At 43.5% G+C, this 24,806-nt stretch carries 15 protein-coding genes; 8 read left to right on the top strand and 7 right to left on the bottom strand.

The window, feature by feature from the left end:
- Window positions 1–26: 26 nt before the first annotated feature.
- From G457_RS0113630 to G457_RS0113610, 5 genes are all read right to left on the bottom strand, one after another.
- Window positions 27–1,259: an MFS transporter gene (locus tag G457_RS0113630; RefSeq protein ID WP_026946974.1), complete on the bottom strand. Its 1,233-nt coding sequence runs from the start codon at window positions 1,257–1,259 to the stop codon at window positions 27–29.
- Window positions 1,260–1,364: 105 nt separating this feature from the next.
- On the bottom strand, window positions 1,365–4,106 hold the full coding sequence (locus G457_RS0113625; RefSeq protein ID WP_026946973.1) for a hypothetical protein: 2,742 nt from the start codon (window positions 4,104–4,106) through the stop codon (window positions 1,365–1,367).
- A gap of 110 nt (window positions 4,107–4,216) precedes the next feature.
- Window positions 4,217–7,651 (bottom strand): T9SS type B sorting domain-containing protein, encoded by a 3,435-nt coding sequence (locus G457_RS0113620; RefSeq protein ID WP_026946972.1) that lies wholly within the window; start codon window positions 7,649–7,651, stop codon window positions 4,217–4,219.
- Window positions 7,652–7,793: 142 nt separating this feature from the next.
- Window positions 7,794–8,546 carry a peroxide stress protein YaaA gene (yaaA, locus tag G457_RS0113615; RefSeq protein WP_026946971.1) on the bottom strand — a complete coding sequence of 251 codons (753 nt, stop codon included), beginning with the start codon at window positions 8,544–8,546 and terminating at the stop codon, window positions 7,794–7,796.
- A 1-nt stretch (window position 8,547) separates the two neighbouring features.
- Window positions 8,548–14,058 carry a T9SS type B sorting domain-containing protein gene (locus tag G457_RS0113610; protein WP_026946970.1) on the bottom strand — a complete coding sequence of 1,837 codons (5,511 nt, stop codon included), beginning with the start codon at window positions 14,056–14,058 and terminating at the stop codon, window positions 8,548–8,550.
- Window positions 14,059–14,141: 83 nt separating this feature from the next.
- Between G457_RS0113610 and G457_RS0113605 the strand changes: the two genes are divergently transcribed.
- The 3 genes from G457_RS0113605 to G457_RS0113595 all read left to right on the top strand — a co-directional run bounded on the left by G457_RS0113605 (window position 14,142) and on the right by G457_RS0113595 (window position 17,383).
- Window positions 14,142–15,188: a PorP/SprF family type IX secretion system membrane protein gene (locus G457_RS0113605; RefSeq protein WP_026946969.1), complete on the top strand. Its 1,047-nt coding sequence runs from the start codon at window positions 14,142–14,144 to the stop codon at window positions 15,186–15,188.
- 9 nt (window positions 15,189–15,197) lie between these two features.
- A complete protein-coding gene (locus G457_RS0113600) occupies window positions 15,198–16,430 on the top strand; it encodes a M48 family metallopeptidase (RefSeq protein ID WP_026946968.1) in 1,233 nt (410 codons plus the stop codon).
- Between the two features lie 68 nt (window positions 16,431–16,498).
- Window positions 16,499–17,383: a phytanoyl-CoA dioxygenase family protein gene (locus tag G457_RS0113595; RefSeq protein WP_026946967.1), complete on the top strand. Its 885-nt coding sequence runs from the start codon at window positions 16,499–16,501 to the stop codon at window positions 17,381–17,383.
- Here G457_RS0113595 and G457_RS0113590 read toward each other — a convergent pair.
- Both G457_RS0113590 and G457_RS0113585 read right to left on the bottom strand, forming a co-directional pair.
- Window positions 17,380–18,456 (bottom strand): Ldh family oxidoreductase, encoded by a 1,077-nt coding sequence (locus tag G457_RS0113590; protein WP_026946966.1) that lies wholly within the window; start codon window positions 18,454–18,456, stop codon window positions 17,380–17,382. The two genes, G457_RS0113595 and G457_RS0113590, sit on opposite strands and share 4 nt — an antisense overlap.
- 54 nt (window positions 18,457–18,510) lie before the next feature.
- Window positions 18,511–19,455, bottom strand: coding sequence for a Ppx/GppA phosphatase family protein (locus tag G457_RS0113585; protein WP_026946965.1), 945 nt, complete (start codon window positions 19,453–19,455; stop codon window positions 18,511–18,513).
- 181 nt (window positions 19,456–19,636) lie between these two features.
- Between G457_RS0113585 and G457_RS0113580 the strand changes: the two genes are divergently transcribed.
- From G457_RS0113580 to G457_RS0113560, 5 genes are all read left to right on the top strand, one after another.
- Window positions 19,637–21,220, top strand: a complete 1,584-nt coding sequence (locus G457_RS0113580; protein ID WP_026946964.1) for an acyl-CoA carboxylase subunit beta — start codon at window positions 19,637–19,639, stop codon at window positions 21,218–21,220.
- Window positions 21,221–21,237: 17 nt separating this feature from the next.
- Window positions 21,238–22,305 (top strand): M42 family metallopeptidase, encoded by a 1,068-nt coding sequence (locus G457_RS0113575; protein ID WP_026946963.1) that lies wholly within the window; start codon window positions 21,238–21,240, stop codon window positions 22,303–22,305.
- 51 nt (window positions 22,306–22,356) lie between these two features.
- Window positions 22,357–23,124: an ABC transporter substrate-binding protein gene (locus tag G457_RS0113570; protein ID WP_026946962.1), complete on the top strand. Its 768-nt coding sequence runs from the start codon at window positions 22,357–22,359 to the stop codon at window positions 23,122–23,124.
- 115 nt (window positions 23,125–23,239) lie between these two features.
- The gene (locus G457_RS0113565; RefSeq protein ID WP_026946961.1) at window positions 23,240–24,010 is read left to right on the top strand and encodes a 3-keto-disaccharide hydrolase; all 771 of its coding nucleotides are present in this window, start codon (window positions 23,240–23,242) and stop codon (window positions 24,008–24,010) included.
- The gene (locus G457_RS0113560) at window positions 24,007–24,606 is read left to right on the top strand and encodes a 3-keto-disaccharide hydrolase (protein WP_026946960.1); all 600 of its coding nucleotides are present in this window, start codon (window positions 24,007–24,009) and stop codon (window positions 24,604–24,606) included. The genes G457_RS0113565 and G457_RS0113560 overlap by 4 nt, the downstream gene beginning before the upstream one ends.
- Window positions 24,607–24,806: the final 200 nt, after the last annotated feature.

Here is a 24,806-nt window from a genome sequence, read left to right as displayed (position 1 = left end):
AGCAGCCCGAAGGCTGCTTTAATTTTTTAATGGGCTCCTGCGGCGCTGACTGCGGGTTTGCTTCCTTTTTGCCAGATAAATAGGATGATAAATAGGACTATCAAAATTGCTGGGAACATGGTTAGTTTCAACAGCGTTTCTTGACCTGTCGCAAGTTCAAGTTGTGCTCCAGTTAGCCCTTCAGCTAGATTGGATGCTCTGGCGGAGTCAATCCAGCCTCCAATAATGGGTTGCCAAATAGCGGTAGAAAACATTCCTACACCTCCGATGATTGACATACCCAATGCCCCACTCAGTGGGACTCGCTGAGCAACTGCTCCAACCATCACAGGCCAGAAGTAACCTACACCTAAGGCAAAAACGATAGCTGCGACATATGCAACAGGTCCTGTAACCACGCTGAACATGTAAGTTCCAATGGTAGCTAGAATAGCTCCCCCCAAAAGAACCCCGGTCTGTCCAAGTTTACCTACCACTGGCCCTGCAAAGAATCTAGCAACGGCCATTACACCAGTTGTCAAGGCTAGGATAAGCATTCCGCTAGCTCCTGAACTGTCCAATACTACATTTGCCCATTGCTGAGTACCAAATTCTGTGATAGCAGTAATAGACATACAAATAAACAGGAATATGTAAAGCGGGCTGATCATTGCTTTGACATTGCTTGAGATAGAAGTAACTCCTTCTACAGAAGGCTTTGGGAATGCTTTTCCAAAGAAAAGAACCGCATACGCGATGGTTGGGATCATCATTACCCAGATCTGTGGCTGCCAGCCAAGACCAGCGTCCGTCATGAATTTCGAGATCAATGATCCTAAAACGATTCCTCCAGGGAACCACATGTGGAATCGATTGAGCATTTTATTCATTTTCACACCGGTGTACATATCCGCTATCATTGGATTACAAGCAGCTTCGGTACAGCCATTTCCAAATCCGATAAATAGGGTGGAAATCAGTAATGTGGTATATCCCCCAGCAAACAGGGTCATTAGAATTCCTAGGGTGTGAGTGACAAAAGCGATATTCATGATCATTTTTGGCCCCACTTTATGATAAAAAAGGCCCCCTAAGATCATGGATATCGGGAAGCCTAAAAACCACATGGAGTTGATAAAGCCCAGTTGCTCAGCACTAAGCCCAAAGTCTTCGCCCAGTTGGGGGAGAATTCCAGCTCGGATAGCAAAGGTAAATGCCGTGGTAATCAAAGCCAGGCAGCTGGCATTGAAAAGCGCAGTTCGGTTAATTGCTTGTGACATAGAAATAGGTTTTTTGGATTAAGGTTGATAATGCATTCGATTGCAGGCCATCAAAATAGGAAAAATATCGGACTCGAACTTTTCCGATAATAAAAAAAATCCTTTCTATTCAATCACAAGTAGCGAGCCTATTAGCTTTTCTTCAAACCCATAAATAGGATTTCGAAGGAATAGGACCACTGTTAGGGTTCCGATAGAAACTTTTTCTCCTCGTATAGTTGTCCCAGACCAATTGAAAAATGGGGATTTTACAGGGATTTCTTTCGACTCTTCATGGTAGATGAGCTCTCCAATTCTATTGTAAATGAAAAGCTCTGCTTCCGTAACGCCTTCACTTACTAGTACTCTGAAATCCCGATTTGAATCACCAAGAACCATAGCATTGGGCATGATCACACTGAAGTTGCAGGCATCAAATGTTCTGAATTCTCCGACAAACAGGCAACCATCAATAGTCACAACTTCAAGTTGATAAGTTCCCACTTGAGTAGGCTTGTAGATTGGAGCTGTGGAAACTAGGTCACCTTCAAAATACCAAGCATATTCTTCGAAAGAACCTGGATTGATACCAGGAAGTGTATTTTCCTTTGAACAGATAGCATAAGTATCTTCCAGCTCAGGTCCAGAGATTAAAGTGGATACGCTCACTTCAATGAAGTTTCTTCCTATTTCGCAGCCAATTTCATTAAATACAACAGCTTCATAGCTTCCTGCTCGATCCACTTTCAATTCGTAAAGACCAGTGTACTGAGGCAAATCCTCTCGATTGTCATTTAAGTCGAAGAAAATCCATTCAATCCGGTCGACCTCATCCTCATCGGTTGTTAGAGTAATCACCGCTGTGGCCGGGTCAGGACAAATTTTGGTAGCTTCCAATTCTACTGGAACCGAAAGTACCGGGGGTTCTACACTAAATGGGATTGGTTCGATTTCACAAAATCCACTTGCTAGTGGTTGGACAGATAAGGTGTAATTACCTACCGCAGTTGGAAAGAACAGTTCGCCACGACCTACAATTTCTCCATCCTCACTGAGCCAACGGATGGAGGTCTGAGCAATATCCAGGTCTTCAACCAAAGCTCTATAGACCTGATTTCCAAAACAATCTTCCTCAAAAAGCTCCAAATCAAAATTGATTTTTTGATTTAGGGTCGCTTCAAAAGTCACCTCTCTTGGACAGTTTCCATTGTTTTGATTTGACTCACCTAAGAGGGTATAGGTCCCAGATTTATTTAGTAGAAATGATTCCCCCGAGCCTGCTGTAAAAATATTTCCCTCTGGATCCTGAAGTGTAAAAATCAAATCCTCAGAGGTCTCAGGGGTAAATTCAAATTCCTCACAAATAGCAATTGTCCCTGGATTACTAAAGGATACCTGAGGCTGACGATCGATAGTGATTTGCTCGACTGGATAGGTACAGCCGTCTACCTTTAGCTCCACTAGATAGGTTCCGCTGGATAGATTGAGCTCTAGGCTGGATTGATCTTGAATTTCTCCTGCGGCAACTTCACCAGTACCAAGTGCCATAATTCTATAGTCCCCATTTACTTCACCTTGGGCAAATTCGAGTCTAAGTTTGCCAGGGATAACTCCTCTCTCTCCGCAACTCTCGGGCTCGACTTGATAGCTTGGCTCCTGAATAGTAGGTGTATTTCCATCTACAATAGGAAGCTCTTTGGTTTCGAGGTTTAGAAGTGTACTAAACTTGCAACCATTGCTGTAGGCAAGTATGGTGTAGATTTGAGGATCAAGATTGCTCAAAATAAAGGAAGACCCTGAGGAAAGACCTACATTGAGATAGTCTCTTTCTACCACCCGAATCGAATCAAGGTTACTAAGAGCTGTAATTTCAAATGATCCGTTTGGTTCGACACAATTATCTGGTTTTTCCAGCACAGTTGCTTCCAGCTCCGGGGCTTCTCTTACTTCGAAACTTATTCTTCGCTCTGACCTACAATCAGGGTATCGCTCATCAATTGCGGAGAAAATTGCCGTATAAATGCCGGATTCCTCTATTTCGCTTGACGGCAATGAAACCTCAAAGGCAGAGCCCAAGGCTTCAGGATTAGAACCTCCAGGCTTGATCAAAAACCAATCTCCAGGAAGAGGTGTGTCTGTAGATAGTGTCTGGGACTCTCCTTGACAAAGTGAACCCTTGCCAAGTTGGAGCTCGAAATCCAATGAAGGCCCCACATATGTTGAACCATTGATCAAACATTCTGCAGCGCCTGTGCTTGAAACTTGGAAAAGCTCTACTTTATAAAACCCCTCCCGGCTTACTAAAATGGTGTTTTGATTGCCAATGATATTATCTCCCAAATCCCTCCAAATAAAAGTGAACTCACTTAGATTAGGTGTTTCAGGATCAATAGCGGTAAGCTCGACTGGATTATTTCCACAAATGAGATAGTCGGGGAGCAATGCCAATTCAGGTCCTTTCTGAACAACTACAGCCTGACTTTCCTCATAAATAATTTGTGTGGCACGCCGAACCCGAAGGGATACTCGATGGGTTCCGGTTTGATTGAAAGCGATTTTTACCGTCTCAAAAGCTGCTCCCCCTCCCGTGCGATTAAAAATTTCATTCCCACTTGGATCAGTGGCTACCCAAGTATACACATCTCCAGGGTCTCCACCAGCGCTGAAAGTGCCTATCACCCCTCCAAATACGATGCATAGTGTCTCTGGACCAATCAGTTGAGGGTCAGCAAATTCAGAATAAGGTAAGGGAGAATTTGGATCGAGGTTTTTATTTTGGCCAAAAGGAGAAAAGGCCAAAAACAAAATGATCGTTCCAAGTATTCGGTTCCCAATCTTCCAAAGAGGAAATTGAGCCTTGGCTTGCACGGATAATCTTTTTAGGGTGAGGGGCAAAATTAGGGCCTTTTGCCGGATCTAAGTATAGATTACTTTCCAATTCAAAAAATGAGCCAAGTCTTTCATTTTTTTGATGATATTCAGTCGATTACCATCAAAGAGCCTAATTGAGTTTTATTGATGTTTTTTTCATAATTCACCAGATTGATTCGAATACTATAAGCACCATTCGGTATTTTTTCTCCTCTGTAAGTTCCGTCCCAAAGACAGGTTGACTCCTCGGTGATCAATTGGTCATTTTTACAATGAAAGATTAATTCTCCCCACTGATTGAAAATCCATAATTCCAATTCATCCACCAAATAATTCGTGTAGATCAAAAATGGTTTTTGATTGTCCTGAGGGGTGATTGCCGTGGGAAATTGTACTCGAAGTTCGCACTCTTCTTCTGTTTCGAAGCTCACCGAATATGTGCATCCTTCAAGACTTGTTACGATCAAATCAAAATTTCCTATCTGAAGTGGCTTAAAAGTTGGCGATGTGGAGACTAATTGATCCTCAAAATACCATTCGTAGGAAGCGAAATTTCCCGGATTTATTTCAGGAGCTATTTCCAAGCGTGGACATATTTGGTAAATGGAGTCCACATCTGGCCTTACCTCGTCTTGACTTCGTAAGATCAAAATTTCCTCTCTTCCCAAGAGACAGGGTATGTCGTTGAATACCCGGGCTTCATACGTTCCCTCCAAGCTGGCTGAAATTTCCCGTTCATTCGTAAGGTCGTTCAATTGTCTCTGATTCCCAGCAGGATCGGTAAACCACCATTCGATGGTAGTGATTTGCTCAAAATCGCTCTGAACGGTAACAAGTGCACTACTTGCATCTGGGCAGAAAGGCTCACTCGTCAACGAAACATCTACTGATAAAACTGGCTCAGCAATCTCAAATTCGATGGGCGAAATTTCACAAGGAGTAGACCCTGCAGGCTGGACTTCCAAAGAGTATGAACCAGGGTTTGTGATTGCTAAGGTTTGGGCTTGTCCCAAGAGATTTCCGGTATTATCCCTCCAAAAGAAGACCACATCTTCTGAAGAATAGTTCTGTAATTCGGCTGAGTACAAACTGCTACCATCACAAAACTCTTCTACCAAAACTGGCTCATAGACGACCGGCTGTACTCGGCTGACCAATATTTCCTTTTGTTCAGGGCAAAATGGAGTTGGACTATTTTGGTCAAAAGCCAAAAAGGTATAAACCCCTGTTTGATCTAGGACCATTGACTCTCCGGCCGAAATCTCGATTGTTGAGCCTGAAGGGGTGGAAATAAAAAAGTCAAGCTCCTGATTGGTGTCCGGTGTCAATTCAAATCTTTCACAAATTGTCAATTCGGAGGGGATATCAAAAGCCACTTTTTCAGGTGTTAAATCAAGCTGTACAGTGGCGCGTCCAAGTTCGCATTCCTCCACACTGATGCCAGGGATGAAGCGGAAAACAGCCACTTCATAGGTCCCACCTACTCTTGTTTGTATTTCGTTGAGGTTATTGAATTGGGGTAATTCGACGATTTCTCCAGCCTCATTAAATCGTCTCCAACGGATGTCAGTTACCTCATCCGGAAAAGTAGTTTCCAAATTGACAATAGCTTCAGGACCAAATTCACAGAGTTTGGTTGTAGTGAGTGATATGTCCACGCTCAATACTGGCTCCCTTACCTCAAAAGGAATAGGGTCATTGGAGCATGCAGTACTATTAGAAGGCTGCACATCAAGTCTGTATGTGCCAGTGGAAACGGGGTTTAGGAATTGTCCTGTACCTACTAAATCTTCATTTTCATCAAACCAAAAGAAGTCTACCGTAGCGGGATCTCTACCAAAAATATTTGCTTCAAAAGTTCGGTTTCCAAAACAATCTTCGCTGATCAAAACCGGCTCAAAAGTAACTGGTTCGACTTTTTCTACTTGAATTTCTCTTGTAACCGGACAGATGACAGATTGGCCCGGAATTCTTCCAACTAGCGTGTAGGTTCCTTCATCCAAAATGCTAAAACCTTCACCGCTTTGCTGAATTTCTTCGGAACCATCTGGATACGTAAGTGTGAATTCCAGATTTTGGGAAGTTTGTGGGATGAGTTCAAATTCATCACAAATGGACAAAAACGTCGGGGATGTGTAGGAAACTAAGTTGAGGCTTTCTATTTCAATCTTTTCGGATTGAGGAAGATTACAAAGGGATTCGTCAAAAAGCTCAAAAAAGTAATTGCCTCCGGGAACGGTGAGCGTAAATTCATCAGTTCCTGGGAGGGAGTTTTCAATTATGAGTGCTCCACGTTCATTAAAGAGTCGGTATCCACCATTTGTACCTGTGTTTTCTAGTTTTACAGTAAAACTACCCTCAAGTTTTCCTTCATCTGTACAGGTTTCTCCAATTTCATCAATGATTTCAAATTCTAATTGATCTGGTGGATTATTTAGAGGAACGATTGCGGTTAGCGTATTAAAACAATTTCCTAACTGTCCAAAAATGGAATAGGCCCCGGACTTTAGATTAGGTATTTCGATAATATCACCTTCCAAAATGTCAGATTCCGAAAAGCCTAAGCTTTCTACTGTCAACTGATCAATAGGGGTGAGTGCTCGGATAAACAGTTTGCCATCTGTTCCCGAACACCCGTCGGCACTTTCTGCACTGACGAATTCAATTTGAGGTTCTGGATTAAAAGCAAAAGGCCGGGAGGTTTCGATTTTGCAATTGGGATTGTTGGGATCGGTGAGTTCAAAATATACCAAGTAGTCTCCATTACCATTTAATGTTGAATTGGGATTGATAGTAATTTCCTCCCCCGAAGTAAAAAAAACCTTTCCTGGATCCTCTATTTTTTCAAAAAACCAATCGCCTGAGATAGGAGGGTCTGACGAAAAAGAGATTAATTCTGTAGGGCATATTTCCGATTTATCAGATAAAATAATGAAAGCCCCTGTATCTAAAACCTCAGTGGAAATGGTAGTCTCGCACTCTAGGTTTCCTTCAGAATCTAAAAGAAAAAACCGGACAGAGAAAAATCCAGGAGTTGATATACTGATCGTATTTTGATCACCAATCAGATTATTGTCCTCATCTAGCCACTCAAATTGATATTCCTCAAATTCTGGGCTTTCAGGGTTCAGGGCAACTAAATCTAGGCTTTCTCCTACGCAGAGAAAATTATTTTCTTCAAGTAGGATGTCCGGACTGGGAACCAATTCAACCTCTTTGAGTTCGGAACCTATAGATATTCCTCCTCGGAGAATTTCTAATTGTACTTGGTAAATTCCGACATCTGAAAAAGTAAAGGAAATGGTCTGAAAGCCTCCTGTGCGATCGAACTCAACTTCTCCCGAAGGAGATGTTATTTGCCAGCTATAAACATCAGTTTCGGGAATTCCACCTCCGGTGAAAGATCCAATCACGGTACCGAAATAGTTGCAAATACGATCAGGACCAAAAATTAAGGTTTCATTAGTGGTTTTGTAGGTAGGTTCTTGTGATTTTTTTTCAATACGGGAGATATTACTCCAGTCCATTTGAAGGAAGAGCATAAAAAAGGTAATCCATAAAACCGGAACTGAAGACCTCAAGGGGATTAAATTAAAAAGCGTTGAAAATCAGATCTTAAAGATACAAAAATGTATTTGGGCCAAAAAAAGCCCGGGTTAAATTAATTAACCCGGGCTCAGGATATTATCTCACAAATACCCAATCCTGATCCGAACTTAGTGGTTCAGAAAATTCATAGCCTTCCAGATTGAAGGTTTTTAATTTTTCTGGATCGGTGAACTTATTTTTTATGGCAAAGTCTGTCATCATTCCTCTTGCTTGCTTTGCAAAAAGTCCAATGACTTTATACTTACCGTCACGATGTTCTTTGAAGTGAATGTTGATTACAGGCGATTTTAAAGCTTTAAGATCTACCGCTTTAAAGTATTCTTGGGAGGCAAGGTTTACAATCGGACTACCTTCAGCAACAGCATTGATTGCTTTGGCAATTTTGCTTCCCCAATATTCATATAGATTGTTGCCTTTTTTGGTTTCCAATCTTGTACCCATTTCCAAGCGATATGGCTGTATAAGGTCTAGCGGCTTCAATAAACCATACAAACCGGAAAGAATTCGAAGATGGTCCTGAGCAAAATTGAATTCATCCTCGGTATAATTATCTACATCGATTTTGGTGTAGACATCTCCTTTGAAAGCCAGAAGTGCTTGTTTTGAGTTATCTTGAGTAAAATCTTTTTGAAAAGTCTTGTACCGCTCCTCGTTCAGGTTTGCCAAATTTTCGCTGACAGACATCAAGTCTGCGATTTCTTTGGCAGACTTTTTCTTCATCACTCCTACAAGTGATTTGATATCTGAAGTAAAATCCGGTTTTGAATATTTTTCGAAATGGGGAGTGCTGTAATCTAGAGTTTTTGCGGGTGAAATTAGAATAATCATATTATTGAATAATCGTAATGGCTCGTGTAATTTGTTCTGTTTTGTTTTGATCTCTACTAGTAAACTTAACTACGACTGCATATGTTCCGTTTGGCACCAATTCTCCATTGGCTGTTCCGTCCCAAGGGCAGAAGGCTTGAGCAGGCTCTAGATTTTCATGCTCACAATAGAAAATCAATTCTCCCCATCGATTAAAGACAAATACCTCTGCCTCATCAATAAATTCATTGGCATAGACAACGAAATTTCGACTGGGGTCATTTAATACTACTCCTGTCGGGAAACTCACCTTGAGGGCACAATCCTCAAATACTTCAAAAGTTTCTACATATTCACAGCCTAAATTATCCGAAACACGCAACTCGTAAATTCCCGGTAGGGTTGGAGTGAAGATAGCCTCTGTGGATACTTCTTCTCCGTTCAAATTCCATGAGTAATTGTCATAATCTCCCGGGTTAATGCTAGTCGTAACCCCTTCTGCCGCACAAATCGTGAAACCTGATGGAACTATAGGTGGAATAATCGTAGACCGAACAACAATTCCGCTAGCTCTTCCGATATCACAGCCTGCAGCACTTCTTAGTAATACCTCATAAGTGCCTTCCTGACTCACTTCGATTACAGGAGCATCGTCAAATTCTGGAATTCGTGTGCGCGTTCCTCCCTGTACTCGATACCACTCTATATTAGCCACATTGGTCAAATCAGCGAGTACTACCAAATTTGTGGTTTCTAGGTCACCACAGAAAGGAGTTACATCGAGTTCCACATCCACATCTTCTTCTAATACAATCGCCGTAAATGCCACTTGATTGGGTGGGCATTGGGATCCTGAGATAGGCTGTACCTCTAAGAAATAATCGCCAGCATTTGGTGGAGTAAATCGCTGTTGTCTTCCTACGATAGTTCCCAAATCGTCTTTCCAAAGAAAGATCACATCGCCTGGATTGGCATTGTTTAGAATGGCCTCATAGATCACACCAGATTGACAATCGATGATCGGTGAGCTGACTTCAAAATCAATAGGGGCTGTAATGGTTGCATCAATCTGAATCTCTCTAGGACAGTCAGTTCCTGTAGGATCTTCGCCTCGAATGGTATAAGTTCCAGTTTGGGTGATGGTGAAATTTCCATCTGCATCTGGAAGGGTAGTAGCTCCAGATGGTTCAAAAAGGGTGAAATTTAAATTTCCTGATGGCTCAGGTGCGAAGGTAAATTCCTCACAAGCGGTAAAATTGGTGGGCACTGAAAACTCTACCGCAAATCGCTCTGCGACAGGATACAATTGATCATCCGGAATGCTACAATTGGTGGGGTCTAAAACTTCTACCGCATACTCACCATTAGGTACATCGATGTTGATTGTCGCTTGATCAATGGTGCCGGTAAACTCCAGGCCATCACCTTGCCTTGTGATAACATATGTTCCGCCTGCAGGTGTTCCATTGGTAAAGTTGATGCTGATTGTACCGTCTTCTACTCCATTAGGTCCGCAAGTCTCATCTGAGGAGGTGACAGTAAATTCATAGCCAACAGGAGGATTACTATTCTCAACAGTCACCGTAGCGATGTAAATACAGCCAAATTGATTTTCTGCTTCGATCGTATAAATCCCAGGGAGGAGATTTGGAATTGGAAATACATCTCCTGAAAGTACATTGGTAAATGTTTCTCCAGTCTCTTGAATCAAGACAATTTCTGCATCGGCCTGCATGCTGATTTCAAATCCTCCATCAGCGGTGGCACAGTCAGTAGCCGGGTTGGTTTGGACTGCAGCAAAGAGCGGAAGCTCATTGACGATTAAATCAACACGCTTTTCAACAGTACAGCCATCCAGTATCGGATCCTGAGTGATGAAAATAATTTCATAATTTCCAGCGCCTGGTAGCGTACTGATGTCTAAGGCCAATTCAAAAAACTCGCCTATTAATACGGGAGTGCCATTTTGATCCTGTTCATAGTACCATTCGCCCGTGACTGGGGTGTCAGGTGCAAAAGTGACCACGGCATCTTCATAGCAGACTTCTTGAGCATCCTGATTGATGTCAAACTCGAATGCCGGTCCTACAAATACTTCGGCTGTTGCTGGACAAGTTTCAAAAAGTGCCGCCTCTTCTGTTGTCAATCCATCCGGTACTCGGAATGAGACTTCAACGGTATAAATACTTTCTTCATCAACTGTAATACTATTCGAGTTTTCATCGCCGAAAACTTGACCAGCTGCATTTGTCCAAAGGAAGTCATAAATACCTTCTGTAGGATCATAGCCATCGATGGCTGTCAGAGTCACCGGATTGCCAGAGCAAAGTGTAGCATCGGCTTCAAGTGTCAGAGTTGGAGGAGCGTCTACTTGAATCTCTAGGCTGGCATCATAATAATCCGGCGTGGCGCAACGGGTAACATTCAAATTGACTGTGTAAAGTCCCGGTTCCGTAAATACTTGATCGAGTGTTTGAAATTGATCACCCGGTCCTCCAAAATTTTCCAAAATCACCGTGCCATCATCTCGGGTAATGGTCCAGAAATAGGAATCAATATCTGGTTCCCCACCTCCTTCAAGCGTAGCTGTAGCTCCCTCATCAGGGTCCAAGCACAATCGGGCCGGACCTGCAAGGGCTGGCTCAGGGATAGAACTACCTCCTAGTTGGGCAAAAGAAGGGAGCCCGAGATTGGTAGTGCCAGGCATAGGCTCTACCGAATCCTGATTGAAAGTACTTGTCGAATTACAACCTGCCCCAACTAATATTTGACCGATTTGATTAGAGCCTACAACAGCTAGATACACATTTCCATCAGGCCCAATTTGCAAGGCTCCTAAATCTAATCCGGATGTTCCCGAAATTTGATTTCTCGTAGATAGCACACAAGCTTCTATTTGTGGTCGAGTAGTCGCATTTCCAAAGCAAGTCGGACAAGTAGGTGCATCTGAATCATCATTTTCTACCGGCTTGATGGTAAATTCTTCTACACCCGGACCTCCATTTCGATAGGAGACAAAGACTTTTTCACCGCTATCGGAAAACTCCAATCCATAAACTTCTCCGTCGCATCCCAAATCAAGTAAGGCGTATTCCGTCAGCTCTCCGGTATCTGCATCAAAATCAAATATTTCTAATCGATTACAGCCTCCTTCCGAAATAGTCACAGCAACTTTGTCTCCATCTGGACTGAATTTCATCGCGCCGACTCCTGAATTGAAACCATGATTACTTCCTACCGAACTGAAGACTGGCTGGCCAATGCCTTCAGAAGAAACTGGGTATGCCCGGAATGTATTGTTTCCCAATTCATGGAATAGTACCCAAGTGGTATCGCCATTTACAAGTGCGGCAGATTGCTCTGTAGAGGGACTGAATAGGAAATTATCTTTGGTGACTACATTGCCAACACCGGAAGGGTTTTCGGCTTTGATATCGATCAAAGAGAATTTGACCTCATTGCTTCCATTTGCACTCGCTTGAGTGGTAAAAAGATAGTATAGCGTAGGTTCCTGGGGAACGGCTACGGCAATGACTGATTGCGAAGAAGTATTGTCTCCACCAATATTGTCTCCATTTTCCATCAAATCACCATTTAAATCCCAAACGGATTCACCGTCTGTGAAGAAAAGCACTTCTCCACTAGAGTCAGTAATGGTAGTAGTACCAGCAGGAATACTTCTTGGATGGGGAGATTCGATGGGTCTTGGTGTCGGCGCATTGGGGTCATCGGGGTCGGGATTAAAATTCAGTCCCGCACCATCTCCAAAATACCAAATTCCATTGCTTTGATCCTGAAGATCCCAGACTTTTACATCGATTTCAGCATATGCATAGCAGCTGGAGCCAGGCTCGCGTACCAGCACCCAATAAGTACCGGGTAGGCAGACTTCATTCTCTTGTCTTGAGGTCCAGCCCTCTTCCTTGAAGTTGGACCAGAAGTATTCATAATTGTCACCTCCTCCGCCAGGAGGTGCTTCACCGCCTTGTTGCCCTTCTGTACTCTGAGCCTCGAGTAGCGCACCGATATCCACACACTGACCTTCGCAAATGGTAGTGTCTGATGGAGTGAAGTTCGCCTCCAGATTATTCTCGGTCAGCGTTATGCTTTTGGTTACCGGAACAGTCTGTCCATCCGCAAAAGTCACCGTCAAAGTTACCGTGATGGACTGCTCTTGAGTGGCGTCTGCCGGAATCAGGAAATGTTCCTCAGTGTATTCGCCCGGAAGTGGATTTCCGATTGAATCCGTCAAAGGCGGATCAAACTCCCAATTGAAAGAAATGGGTTGGTAGTTTTCAGGAAGTATTTCGCTGGTTAGTTGGACTGGATTATTGGCACAAGGCTCATCTGGTGTCCAGGTGAAATCTACAGTTGGACTAATATCTGCATTCGGCCCAAAAACCGGGAAAATTGTACCGCAGAAATCGGTTCCAGCGAAGGGATCCATTTCTATAGTCAAGGCAGTCAAATCTGTCTCATCTGGATTTTCAATTTTCCCCATAAACTGAGGTCCGCCGTCCGCTTCTTCGTAGAGAAAGTATAATTCTCCATCAGGCCCAACTTTCAAATCATAAACCGAATTTGGTTGTGGATCCAAAGGAATTTCCTCCGGGCTAGCTGAAAGGTCTGAAGTTGGAATTCTGAAAAGCTGGCTGCCTCGAGAGAAATAGATAAATTCTCCATCAGGCGAAAAAGTCGCACCTTCTATTGAGTCAGTGCCCCCACTTTCGCTGATAGGCTCAGGTGTACCAAAATTCCCGCTTCCGGTGTTGAAGTCCAAAACCAAAATATCATCCCCCGGATTTTCAGGTATCAGAATTAATTGCTCTCGATCCGCATCAAACACGATGGCTTTTGGAGTAAAGGGTATGGCTTCCGTATCGGTTTGGGTGAAATCTCCTGCAGTATTTTCCAGCCTTCGAGCGATTAGACTTCCTCCATCAAAGCTGATCAAGTAGGAAGGGGAAGCCGGAGTTTTGACCACCAAAATAGCCCCTTGAGCATTTCCAATTACTTGATCTTGTTCTGTGATTTCTCCAAGCGGGCGCTCATTTCCAGTAGCCTGACCTGGAGCATTCATGTCTATCAGCGTGTAGAGCAATTGCCCGGCAGGGGAAACATAAAATAGGTAAAACAGCTTGTCCCCGTTTGGATCATAATTCAAAAAACCTGTGGCAACTTGCTGTCGAGTGTCTATGGGGCCGTTTAAATTTCCAACCTGCCCTTGAATCGGAGAACCGCTAAAATCGTAAACGATTGATCCATTGGAATAAAAAAGCGGTTGACCTGTGATGGGGTCTATGGCAAGGGCATTGCTAAAGCGATCTACGATCACTGATCCTGGTAAAGTCTGAACGCTTGGGCTTGTGCCCTTACCGAAGGATAAATAGCTGTTTTCCGAATTTGGACCGCAATACCCAAAAATCCATTCATTGTCGTTGAATCCCTGCGCAGAACTTGACTGAACAAGCCCCAGACAGCTAATCAAGGTTAAAAAAAGCGCGATATGTATGGAATGCGGTTTGCTTTTCATATTTTTCCAACTGCTATCTAAAACAAGCGACAGCAAGAAACGTTTTAGTAGCGGACTGAATATTCAAATAAACGAACAAATCCTTGTTACGGTCTTCTTTGCTACGTGTTTTTTTTGGTTTTTTAGGGCTTTTGGCTTGGACGAGTGCTTTGGCGCAAGATCCACAGTACAGCCAATACTATGCCGCACCCCTATATCTCAATCCTGCCATGGCAGGTGGAGAGCTGACTGGGCGGGTAGGTTTTAACTATCGAAACCAATGGCCAAGCATTGATGCGCAGTTTACCACTTTCTCGGCTTTCTATGATACCTATCTACCAAATCAAAATGTAGGGGTAGGAGTTCATGTCATGCAGGATACCGAAGGAGCAGCGAAATTACGATCCACCTCTATTTCAGGATTAGTGTCTTATGAATTGAAGTTGGGAGAAAACTCCTATTTCAGACCTGGCTTTCAGGCAACCTACATTCGAAGACAAATCGGTTTTTTTGAAAATTTGGTTTTTGCCAATGAAATCAATCCAAACGACCCTTTCGGGCCTTTGCTTCCGGGAAATGATATTCCTGGCTTGGGAGATCCGGTAAATATGCTTTCCCTAGGTGTAGGAGGATTGTTTTTTACAGAAAACTTTTGGTTAGGTCTAGCTGCTCACCACGTGAATCAGCCCAATCAGTCATTTATCGATGGGGTAAGTCCGCTTCCTGCCAAGTTCTCCTTGCACGGCGGTTATCGGATTTCACTCGGTGAGGGAAGTATGCGCGGGGACTTTACCCACATGCGTAAGCAGCGCTATCTGACCCCAACTTTCAACTATAAGCGACAAGGACCTTTTGAGCAATTGGATGTAGGAGCCTATTTTTATGTAGAACCAATCGTATTCGGATTATGGTATAGAGGCTTGCCATATAAACCGGTAAATAACCAAAGCAACCGCGATGCAGTTGTCATGATGGTTGGTGTGAATTTGCTCAGTGGGTTAAATATCGGTTATAGCTTTGACTATACCGTTTCCCAATTAGGAATTCAATCCGGAGGCGCACATGAGTTGAGTGTTTCTTGGACCCTACCAAACAGTTATCAAGGCAAGCCTTCCCGACGGGATACCATTTTGCCTTGTCCTAAGTTTTAATCGAATTGCATGAGTCCGGAGTCTTTGAAATACCTCTTATTGGGGGTGCTGATTTTTGGTGTCTTGGTGGAAAAGCTGCTAAGCTATCTGAATGTGAAGCAGCCAGTTCCTCAGGTTCCACTCACATTGACCGAATATCTTGATGCTAAGAAGTTAGAAGAGTCAAAAGCATATCAGCGGGAGTATTTTCGATTTGGGCTTTTTTCTGGCTTGTTTTCCTTCATCTTGACTTTTCTTTTTATATGGAATGGCTGGTTTGGGGCCATTGACATGTGGATAGGGTCCTTCATTCCCAATCCCCTGATCCAATCTGTATTGTTTTTCGCCCTGATTTTTATCGGGTCGGATGTCATCAGTCTTCCTTTCGATTATTATGGGACTTTTGTAATCGAAGAGAAGTTCGGATTCAACAAAACTACAGTCCAAACCTTCTTCACAGATAAATTGAAAGGCTATTTGCTGAGTATTCTAGTCGGTGGAGGCTTATTGCTAGTTTTTCTTTGGCTGATTCATCAGATGGGACCTCACTTTTGGTGGATATTCTGGATCATCGCAGCGGTGTTTATGGTGGTAGTCAATCTTTTCTATACCGCATGGATTCTGCCGCTTTTCAACAAACTCACACCGCTAGAAGATGGTGAGCTCAAACATCGAATTATTCAGTACGCTAGGTCGGTAGGTTTTCCTTTAGACAACATCCTTGTCATGGATGGGAGCAAACGCTCTGCAAAGGCGAATGCTTTTTTCTCAGGCTTTGGAAAGCGAAAGAAAGTGGTGCTCTACGATACGCTCTTGGAGCAACATCCGCCCGATGAATTGGTGGCCGTTTTGGCGCATGAAGTCGGACATTATAAAAAGAGACACATTGTTTTGGGGATGATCAGCTCGGTGCTTCAGATTGGTTTGCTTCTTTTCCTGCTTTCCCAATTTATTTTCAGTGAGACGATGAGTCTTGCCTTGGGAGGCGAAGCTTGGTCGGCCCAATTGAATATTATTGGCTTTACCATGCTGTTTTCTCCGATTTCTATGATTATTGGGATGGGAATGAACTGGCTGAGCAGAAAGCATGAGTTTGAGGCAGATGCTTTTGCAAAGGATACTTTTGCAGGCAAGCCATTGGCTGAGGCGCTTAAAACCCTTTCGGTCAAAACCCTCAGCAATATCAATCCACACCCTTGGTATGTGTTTGTGAATTATTCACATCCGCCATTGCTGGAGAGACTTCAAAAATTGGAAAGCTGAGGTAAAACAAAAGGTATTTGAAATTAGGCCTAGATTTTTTAACTTCCATCCTTTTTAAAAGTGATTTCATGCAAGACCTCGCCGATTTTCATCATCCACTGACCAACCTTTTTCCTGAACCCAAATCTTCCTCCGATTGGGATCAATACCGCCTCAGTCCGGAGCAGATTCAGTTTTTTGAGGAGAATGGATATTTAGCAGGGATCAAGCTTTTGGATGAAAAACAAATTGAAACCCTAAAAAAAGCGCTGGACGAGGTCATGGATCCCAAGCATCCGCTTCATCATCTGTTTCATGAATTTCACAGCAATGAATCCGGGGATCCGAATAAGGTTCTTTTCCACTCCTTGGGGCATTGGCGAATCGCTGAGGCTTTTCACGATGTGATCTGGAACCCAGCTTTTCGCATGGTCGCTTCCCAATTGCTGGGGGATCGAGCGGTCCGTTTTTGGCATGATCAGCTTTTTTGCAAGCCTGCCCATCATGGAGGGAATGTCGCCTGGCATCAGGATTACAGCTACTGGACCCGGACGATCGAGATGCAGCACTTGACTTGCTGGTGTGGCTTGGATGATGCCACGGAAGAAAACGGCTGTCTCCAATACGTGCCCGGTTCACATCGATGGGGACTTTTAGAAAAACCTGCACTGGCAGGGGAAATGGATGGCTTAATGCAAATGATGACTGAGGAGCAAAAGGCGAATTTCAAACCCATGGCAATTCCCCTGAAAGCGGGATATGCAGCTTTTCATCATCCCCTCTTGGTGCATGGCAGTTTTGCCAATTATTCAGACAGATCCCGAAAAGCCTTTGTGTTGAATGTCTTTGCTGATGGGACGATTTCGAATACCGACGAACCCTTGCTAGGAGGAGTTCCTGTGATCCGAAAAGGTGAGAAAATGGAAGGGAAGTTTTTTCCTTTGATTTTTGATCCAAATGATCTTGATTCTTAAAGCAGTCGAATTCCAAACTTTTCTCCCAAACTCGTCAAGTCTTCTACGACAGGATCAAGAAGGGGGATTCCCTCTTTTGCCCGGATCGCTTCCAATTCACGCTCAGGGTCGCCGGGGATTAGCACGCGTTCATTTCCAGGCGTGGTTTCAGCAGCGCGGAATCGCTTGATCCAATTATCCATGTGGGATTTGAATTCATCGGCTGGTCGGAAAGCATCCACTCGCATGGCTCCAAAGAAGTGCCCAATTCCTTCACCCACGGGATTGGGGTCTGGCTCCAAAAACGCTACAAAAGGAGGTACCCATGGGCCATAATTTGCCCCAGAAAGCACTGCGGAGAAAATATCTACGATGGATCCCAAAGCATAGCCTTTGTGTGAGCCATGCTCCCGATCTCCACCCAATGGCAACAATGCCCCTCCATCTTTTACCCCATTGGATGAGGTGGTAGGGTTTCCTTCTTTGTCCTGAACCCATCCCATCGGTGCTGGATTGCCTTTGCGCTGTAAGATTTCCAACTTGCCGTTTGCTGCGGTGGTAGTCGCCATGTCAGCCACAAATGGAGGCTCTTCTTTTGCAGGAATGGCGACTGAGATTGGATTGGTTCCTAAGAGCCTTTCCTTCGAAAAAGTAGGGCTAACCAGCGGGCTGGCATTGGTCAGCGAAATGCCAATCATATCATGATCCAAAGCCATCATGGCATGGTAGCCAGCTATTCCGTAGTGATTGGAATTTTTGACACTCACCCAGCCGGTTCCGGCTTTGCCTGCTTTTTCGATCGCCACATTCATGGCATAGGGTGCGACGACGAGGCCTAGCCCCCCATCACCATCTACTACAGCAGTGGAGGGAGTCTCGTGTGTGATTCGAATATTTGGATTACTGTTGATGCGTCCCTTTTCCCAAAGTCGGACATAGCCAGAAAGTCTCGCCACTCCATGGCTGTCTACTCCCCGCATATCTGCAGAAAGCAGGACTTCCGCTCCTTGCTGTGCATGGAGTTCAGAACATCCGATTTTCAGTAGAATATTTTTTGTGAAATCAAAAAGCTGTTGGTAGGAAAAGTTGTGCATGATCTAAGCTTTGTTTCAGGCAAAGATACGAGATCATTTTGCCAGCAGAAAAAATCAATTGGTTTCTACTTCAGTTTTGAGAACGGTGGCGATTGCTCCTTCTTTGAGAGCATAGTGAGAGCAGGTGATGCTTTCGACAGCGATATGCTTGAGAATAAAATCAATCAATGAGGATGCGACCACGATCATGTCCACCCGCATGGGGATCATTCCAGGGATTTGAAGGCGTTCTTCTCGATTTTTGGTGAGAAGGAGTTGGTAGATTCGGTGAAATTCACTGACCGGAAGCTCAAAGGCATGTTGTCCAGTGAGCTTGCACTGAAGCATGGACTCGTAATAGATGTCTGTCAGTGTATCAAAGGTACCCGAAGCGCCCACCAAGCTTGTAGGCTGGTAGGTTTCAATAGCCTGAAGGAGTGATTGAAGCTTTTCTTCGAGATATGCGTGCAAGCGATGGATCTCAGGGGTCAAAATAGGGTCATGATGGTGGAAAAGTTCCAAGAGACGCTGTCCTCCGATTTCGAAGCTTCCTTTCCAAAAAACCTCCTGAGAAGTACCGATGATGAATTCTACTGAACCTCCTCCAATATCCATCATGAGTTCGGTTTGTCCATTCAATGAACCCGAAAGCTTGATGCCTTCATAAATCAACAAGGCTTCTTCTTCACCGCTGATCACTTTGATATCGATGCCGATTCGGGATTTTACTTCTTGGACAAAGTCCTGTCCGTTTTTAGCATTTCGTACGGCACTCGTAGCAAAAGCAAAAATCCGGTCGATTTGCTCTCCATCTATGAGGTTTTTGAAATGTTGAAGGGTGTGGTATGCGCGTTTGAGAGCCTCAGGAGCAATTTGATCTTGGTTGATTCCTCCCTGTCCGAGTTTTACCGGTACTTTTTCTTTATAGATGACATTGAATCCATCTCGAATCAATTCTACCAATACCAAGTGAAATGTATTGGTGCCCATGTCTATCACCGCTGCCTTCTGGGTACGCATACTGCCAAATTTTTTGGATGGGCGAATATAGAAAGTTATTGGAAAATCAATCCGTTAAGCTTCTCTTAATTCTGTATTAATTTTTTTCGCTTGCTTTATCCGTTCTCCTCACCTTTGGTCTGATTATGTTTTCCCTACTACCCAAAGCCTACTATATTTGGCTTTTGCAAAAACCAATCCTATGGAAAAACAGAATAAACCCATTTATACCGCTCCATCAAATCAGGAAAAAATAGAACTGCTTCAAAAAAAGAATGCGGAAGCGATGCTTGGAGGAGGTGAAGCGCGAATTGCTTCTCAACATAAAAAAGGTAAACTCACCGCGCGGGAACGCATCGAATTGCTATTGGATGAAGGGACCTTTGAGGAGATTGACCGCTTTGTCATGCACCGGGCCAAGGACTTTGGTTTGGATAAGGAGCATTACCTCGGCGATGGCGTTGTCACTGGTTATGGGGAGGTGAATGGACGCTTAGTTTATGTCTTTTCCCAGGACTTTACGGTTTTTGGAGGTTCGCTTTCAGAAACTCACGCAGAGAAAATCTGTAAAATCATGGATATGGCCATGAAAAACGGAGCTCCAGTCATCGGCCTAAATGATTCCGGTGGAGCCCGGATTCAGGAAGGTGTGAATTCTCTGGGAGGCTATGCGGATATTTTTTACCGAAACACCTTGGCTTCCGGAGTAGTCCCTCAGATTTCTGCGATTATGGGACCATGCGCAGGTGGGGCAGTTTATTCTCCGGCTATCACGGACTTTATTCTGATGGTTGAGAATACTTCCTACATGTTTGTCACAGGACCCAATGTCGTGAAGACCGTCACTCAGGAGACTGTTACGGCAGAGGAACTTGGTGGAGCATCGGCTCATAGTACCAAGTCAGGCGTGACTCATTTTTCTTGCAAAAATGAATTAGAGTGTATTCGCCATATCAAGTCTTTGCTGAGCTACATTCCGCAAAACTGCGAAGAAATAGCTCCAGTCTATCCTTATGAGCAGAAGGCTGACGAAACTCGAAAAGAGCTAAACGATATTGTGCCTGAAAACCCGAATCATCCTTATGATATTAGAGATGTGGTTAGTGGAATTGTAGACTCTGATTCTTTCTTGGAGGTTCATGAAAACTATGCAGATAATATCGTGGTCGGCTTTGCGCGAATCGCCGGTCGAAGCATAGGGATCGTGGGAAATCAACCTCAATCCATGGCAGGCGTTTTGGATAACCAAGCTTCTATCAAAGCCGCTCGATTTGTAAGGTTTTGTGATAGCTTCAATGTACCGCTTCTTGTTTTGGTGGATGTTCCGGGCTTCTTACCGGGCACGGACCAAGAGTGGAATGGTATTATCACCAATGGGGCAAAGCTTTTGTACGCCTTTTCGGAGGCGACTGTCCCAAGAATCACCGTCATTACGCGAAAGGCTTACGGTGGTGCTTATGATGTAATGAATTCTAAGCATATCGGAGCGGACTTGAACTTTGCCTGGCCGACCGCTGAGATCGCAGTAATGGGAGCAAAAGGCGCTTCAGAGATTATTTTCAGAAAAGAAATTGCTGAATCTACTGATCCCGAAGCTAAGCTTCAAGAAAAAGTGGATGAATACACCGCCAAGTTTGCCAATCCGTATCGTGCTGCTCACAGAGGCTTTATTGATGAGGTGATTATGCCATCTGAAACCAGAATCGAGCTCATTAAGGCATTCAAAATGCTGGAAAATAAGGTAGATAAGCTGCCAAGAAAAAAACACGGAAATATTCCGCTTTAAATAATTGACAAAAAAATATGAGTCCAGAACAAAGTTTTCTTTATAAATACCTCAACAATGCATCTCCAACAGGATTTGAAGCATCTGGCCAGCAAATTTGGCTAGATTATATCAAGCCCTATGTAGATTCCTACTTTACGGATAATTACGGTACGGCCGTCGGTGTGATCAATGAGGATGCACCTTACAAATTTGTCATTGAAGCGCATGCTGATGAGATCAGTTGGTTTGTCAACTATATCAAAGACGACGGCTACATCTATGTGCGGCGAAATGGTGGCTCTGATCACATGATCGCACCGTCTATGCGTGTGAATATTCATACAGACAAAGGAATGATTCCGGGAGTTTTCGGTTGGCCAGCGATCCATGTGAGGAAAGATGGTAAAGAAGATGCACCTACATTGGATAACATTTTCATCGATGTGGGAGCAAGCAGCAAGGAGGAAGTGGAAAAAATGGGAATCCATGTCGGCTGTGTGATCACATTCCGGGATGAATTAATTGAGCTGAATGAAAAATACTATTCCGGAAGAGCCTTAGACAATCGAATAGGAGGCTATATGATTGCTCAGGTAGCTCGGAAAATAAAAGAGTCTGGGAAAAAGCTGCCATTTGGATTGTATGTGGTCAATGCTGTCCAGGAAGAAATCGGACTTCGTGGCGCGCAAATGATTGCACATAAAATCAAACCCAATGCAGCTATTATCACAGATGTCTGTCATGATACAACTTCGCCTATGTATAATAAGGTGACCAGTGGAGATCAGGTGGCAGGAAAAGGTCCTGTTTTAACCTATGGAGCTTCGGTCCACAAAAAGCTTTTGGACCTCATTATTCAAACTGCTAAAGAAAAAGAGATTCCTTTTCAGCGTTCTGCAGCTTCACGAGTCACCGGAACGGATACCGATGCATTTGCATATTCCAATGAGGGGGTGCCGTCGGCTCTGATTTCCCTCCCGCTTAAATACATGCATACGACGGTCGAGACCGCAAGCAAGGAGGATATCGAGCAAGTTATCCAATTGATGTATGAGTTTCTTTTGGACTTTGATCCAAAATTTGACTTCCGATATATTAGCTGATTGGAGAGTTGAAAGTCTTTTCCCCCGAACCTCAAACATAAAAGTGAAAAAATGATGTACAAGGATCAAATGGGAAGGGAAGTTTCAATTCCAAAAACTCCCAAGCGAATTGTGTCCTTAGTCCCCTCTCAAACCGAACTTTTGGTGGATTTGGGGCTAAGGGATCAATTGGTTGGTGTGACCAAATTCTGTGTACATCCAGCTAGCCTTCGAAAAGAGAAAACCATTGTAGGAGGGACTAAAAACTACCGATTTGATGTCATTGATGAATTGAAGCCTGATTTGATCATTGGTAATAAGGAGGAAAATGATCAAGAGGGGATTGAGAAGCTTTCTGAGAATTATCCCGTTTGGATTAGTGATGTGGGTGACTTGAGTCAAGCACTAGCAATGATTTCAGCTTTAGGAGAGATTACCGGAAAAGCTACTCAAGCCAAAGTGTTGGTGGATAAACTAGAAAACTCCTTCGCAGATGAATTGCCAAAGCTTGGAACGGTGGTTTATTTGATATGGAACAGTCCTATCATGGCAGTGGGAAAAAGCACTTTTATTCATGAAATGCTGGGGCAAGCTGGATTTATCAATGCCATTGATCAAGATCGATATCCAGAAATCAGCATGGAAGAATTGAAAAGACTCAATCCTGACTTTTTGTTTTTGAGTTCGGAGCCTTTTCCCTTCAAATCAAAGCATTTGCAAGAATTCGAAAAAGAATTACCAAAGGTCAAAGTGAGGATTGTAGACGGAGAGATGTTTTCTTGGTATGGATCGAGATTACTGAAAAGTCAATCTTATTTTGACTCGCTTCGAGAAAGTTAATCGGAAATGCCACTTATAAAATATTAAATTTCAAGGCGAGACTTTTTTAAAAAATTCAATTAACTTTTCCTGTTCAAATTCTAGAGTAGAAACAAAAAAGATAATTAATCATACTATGAAGAAAAGTTATTTGCTAGGAGCACTTTTTCTTGTTGGGGCTTGGTCATGTGCACCAAGTTCGGAGAAAGAAGAAGAAGTAGTGACCGAGGAAGAAATTGTCATTCCTGACAATAGTTTAACAGACGAGGAGCGTGCCGATGGATGGATGCTCTTGTTTGATGGGGAGTCCATGGAGGGCTGGAGAGCTTTCAATGGCGATACGACTCCATCAAATTGGATTATCGAAGACGGGGCTATGAAAGGACTTGGAGCTACGGGCGGAAGTGACATTGGAGGCGATATTGTTTTTGGTCCCATGGAGTTTGAGGAGTTTGAGATGGAGTTTACATGGAAAATTTCTCCCGGAGGGAATAGTGGGGTATTTTATCACGTAGTAGAGGGACCGGATTATAAAGCTCCATATTACACTGGACCGGAATATCAGGTGATTGATCAGATTGGTTTTGCCCAGCCGCTTAAGAAGTGGCAGTCATTGGCAGCCGATTATGCCATGTATGAGCCTGATTTGGAAGGAGAAGGGATAGTCAAGCCAGCTGGAGAATGGAATGTTTCCCGCATCATTTTCACAGAAGAGGGAGCTTCCTATTGGTTGAATGGCAAGAAGACGGTGGAGTTTGTTCCGTATTCAGAGGATTGGACTTCCAAGAGGAATTCCGGTAAGTGGAATGACTTTCCAGATTATAAAATTGCCAAGAAGGGATTGATTGCGCTACAAGATCACGGAGATCCTGTTTGGTTTAAGAATATTAAAATTAGAACACGATGAAGAAATTATTAATCACTACTATCCTTCTGGCAGCGATTCAATTCGCAAGTTTTGCGCAGAAGAAGCAAAAACTATTCAATGGAAAGAATCTAGATGGATGGGTTATTTATGGTACAGAAAAGTGGTATGTCGAAGATGGGCTCCTAGTTTCTGAGAGTGGTCCTGATAAAGGGTATGGCTATTTAGGTACCGAGGAAGATTTTGATAATTTTGAAATCACATTAGAATTCAAGCAGGAGGCCAATGGAAATAGCGGAGTTTTTATCCGATCTACGGTAGATGGAACCAAGGTTTCAGGCTGGCAGGTGGAAGTTGCGCCTCCCGGGAGTAATACGGGTGGGATTTATGAATCTTATGGAAGAGGCTGGTTAATTCAGCCAGAACCGGAAAAAGATGAGGCTTTAAAATTTGGCGAATGGAACAAAATGCGAATAGTCGTCAAAGGAGATAATGTTACCTCTTATTTGAATGGTGTAGAGATGGTGAATTTCTCAGATCCCAAAATAGGCGAAGGAAAAGGAGGTGTTTTACTCCAAATCCATGATGGTGGAGGTATAAAAGTCTATTGGCGAAATATTGTTTTGAAGAAGTTGTAATTATAAAAGCCATTCAAAATTTCCCCTCTTGAAACTAGCTTTTGAGAGGGGAAAATTTTTTTCAAGAGTTTCTGATTCAAAATCAACCACTTACTTACCGGATTTAAAAAAGGTTGCGGTTGTGATTTGTTAAGAAATAAAATCCTGCGATATTTGTCCTCCCGAAAGCGCGGAAGGCGCGGGGGGAATTGAAAAGCGGG

The organism is Algoriphagus marincola DSM 16067 (assembly GCF_000429405.1).
Taxonomy (GTDB): domain Bacteria; phylum Bacteroidota; class Bacteroidia; order Cytophagales; family Cyclobacteriaceae; genus Algoriphagus; species Algoriphagus marincola.
The sequence above is the reverse complement of the archived record's forward strand: the minus strand, read 5'-3'. Positions and strand labels throughout refer to the sequence as shown.

Excerpts from the sequence above, each read along its gene's own strand:
- G457_RS0113630 (WP_026946974.1), bottom strand. The coding sequence starts at position 1,259 with ATGTCACAAGCAATTAACCGAACTGCGCTTTTCAATGCCAGCTGCCTG.
- G457_RS0113620 (WP_026946972.1), bottom strand. The coding sequence starts at position 7,651 with ATGCTCTTCCTTCAAATGGACTGGAGTAATATCTCCCGTATTGAAAAA.
- yaaA (WP_026946971.1), bottom strand. The coding sequence starts at position 8,546 with ATGATTATTCTAATTTCACCCGCAAAAACTCTAGATTACAGCACTCCC.
- G457_RS0113610 (WP_026946970.1), bottom strand. The coding sequence starts at position 14,058 with ATGAAAAGCAAACCGCATTCCATACATATCGCGCTTTTTTTAACCTTG.
- G457_RS0113600 (WP_026946968.1), top strand. The coding sequence starts at position 15,198 with ATGAGTCCGGAGTCTTTGAAATACCTCTTATTGGGGGTGCTGATTTTT.
- G457_RS0113595 (WP_026946967.1), top strand. The coding sequence starts at position 16,499 with ATGCAAGACCTCGCCGATTTTCATCATCCACTGACCAACCTTTTTCCT.
- G457_RS0113590 (WP_026946966.1), bottom strand. The coding sequence starts at position 18,456 with ATGCACAACTTTTCCTACCAACAGCTTTTTGATTTCACAAAAAATATT.
- G457_RS0113585 (WP_026946965.1), bottom strand. The coding sequence starts at position 19,455 with ATGCGTACCCAGAAGGCAGCGGTGATAGACATGGGCACCAATACATTT.
- G457_RS0113580 (WP_026946964.1), top strand. The coding sequence starts at position 19,637 with ATGGAAAAACAGAATAAACCCATTTATACCGCTCCATCAAATCAGGAA.
- G457_RS0113575 (WP_026946963.1), top strand. The coding sequence starts at position 21,238 with ATGAGTCCAGAACAAAGTTTTCTTTATAAATACCTCAACAATGCATCT.
- G457_RS0113570 (WP_026946962.1), top strand. The coding sequence starts at position 22,357 with ATGATGTACAAGGATCAAATGGGAAGGGAAGTTTCAATTCCAAAAACT.
- G457_RS0113565 (WP_026946961.1), top strand. The coding sequence starts at position 23,240 with ATGAAGAAAAGTTATTTGCTAGGAGCACTTTTTCTTGTTGGGGCTTGG.
- G457_RS0113560 (WP_026946960.1), top strand. The coding sequence starts at position 24,007 with ATGAAGAAATTATTAATCACTACTATCCTTCTGGCAGCGATTCAATTC.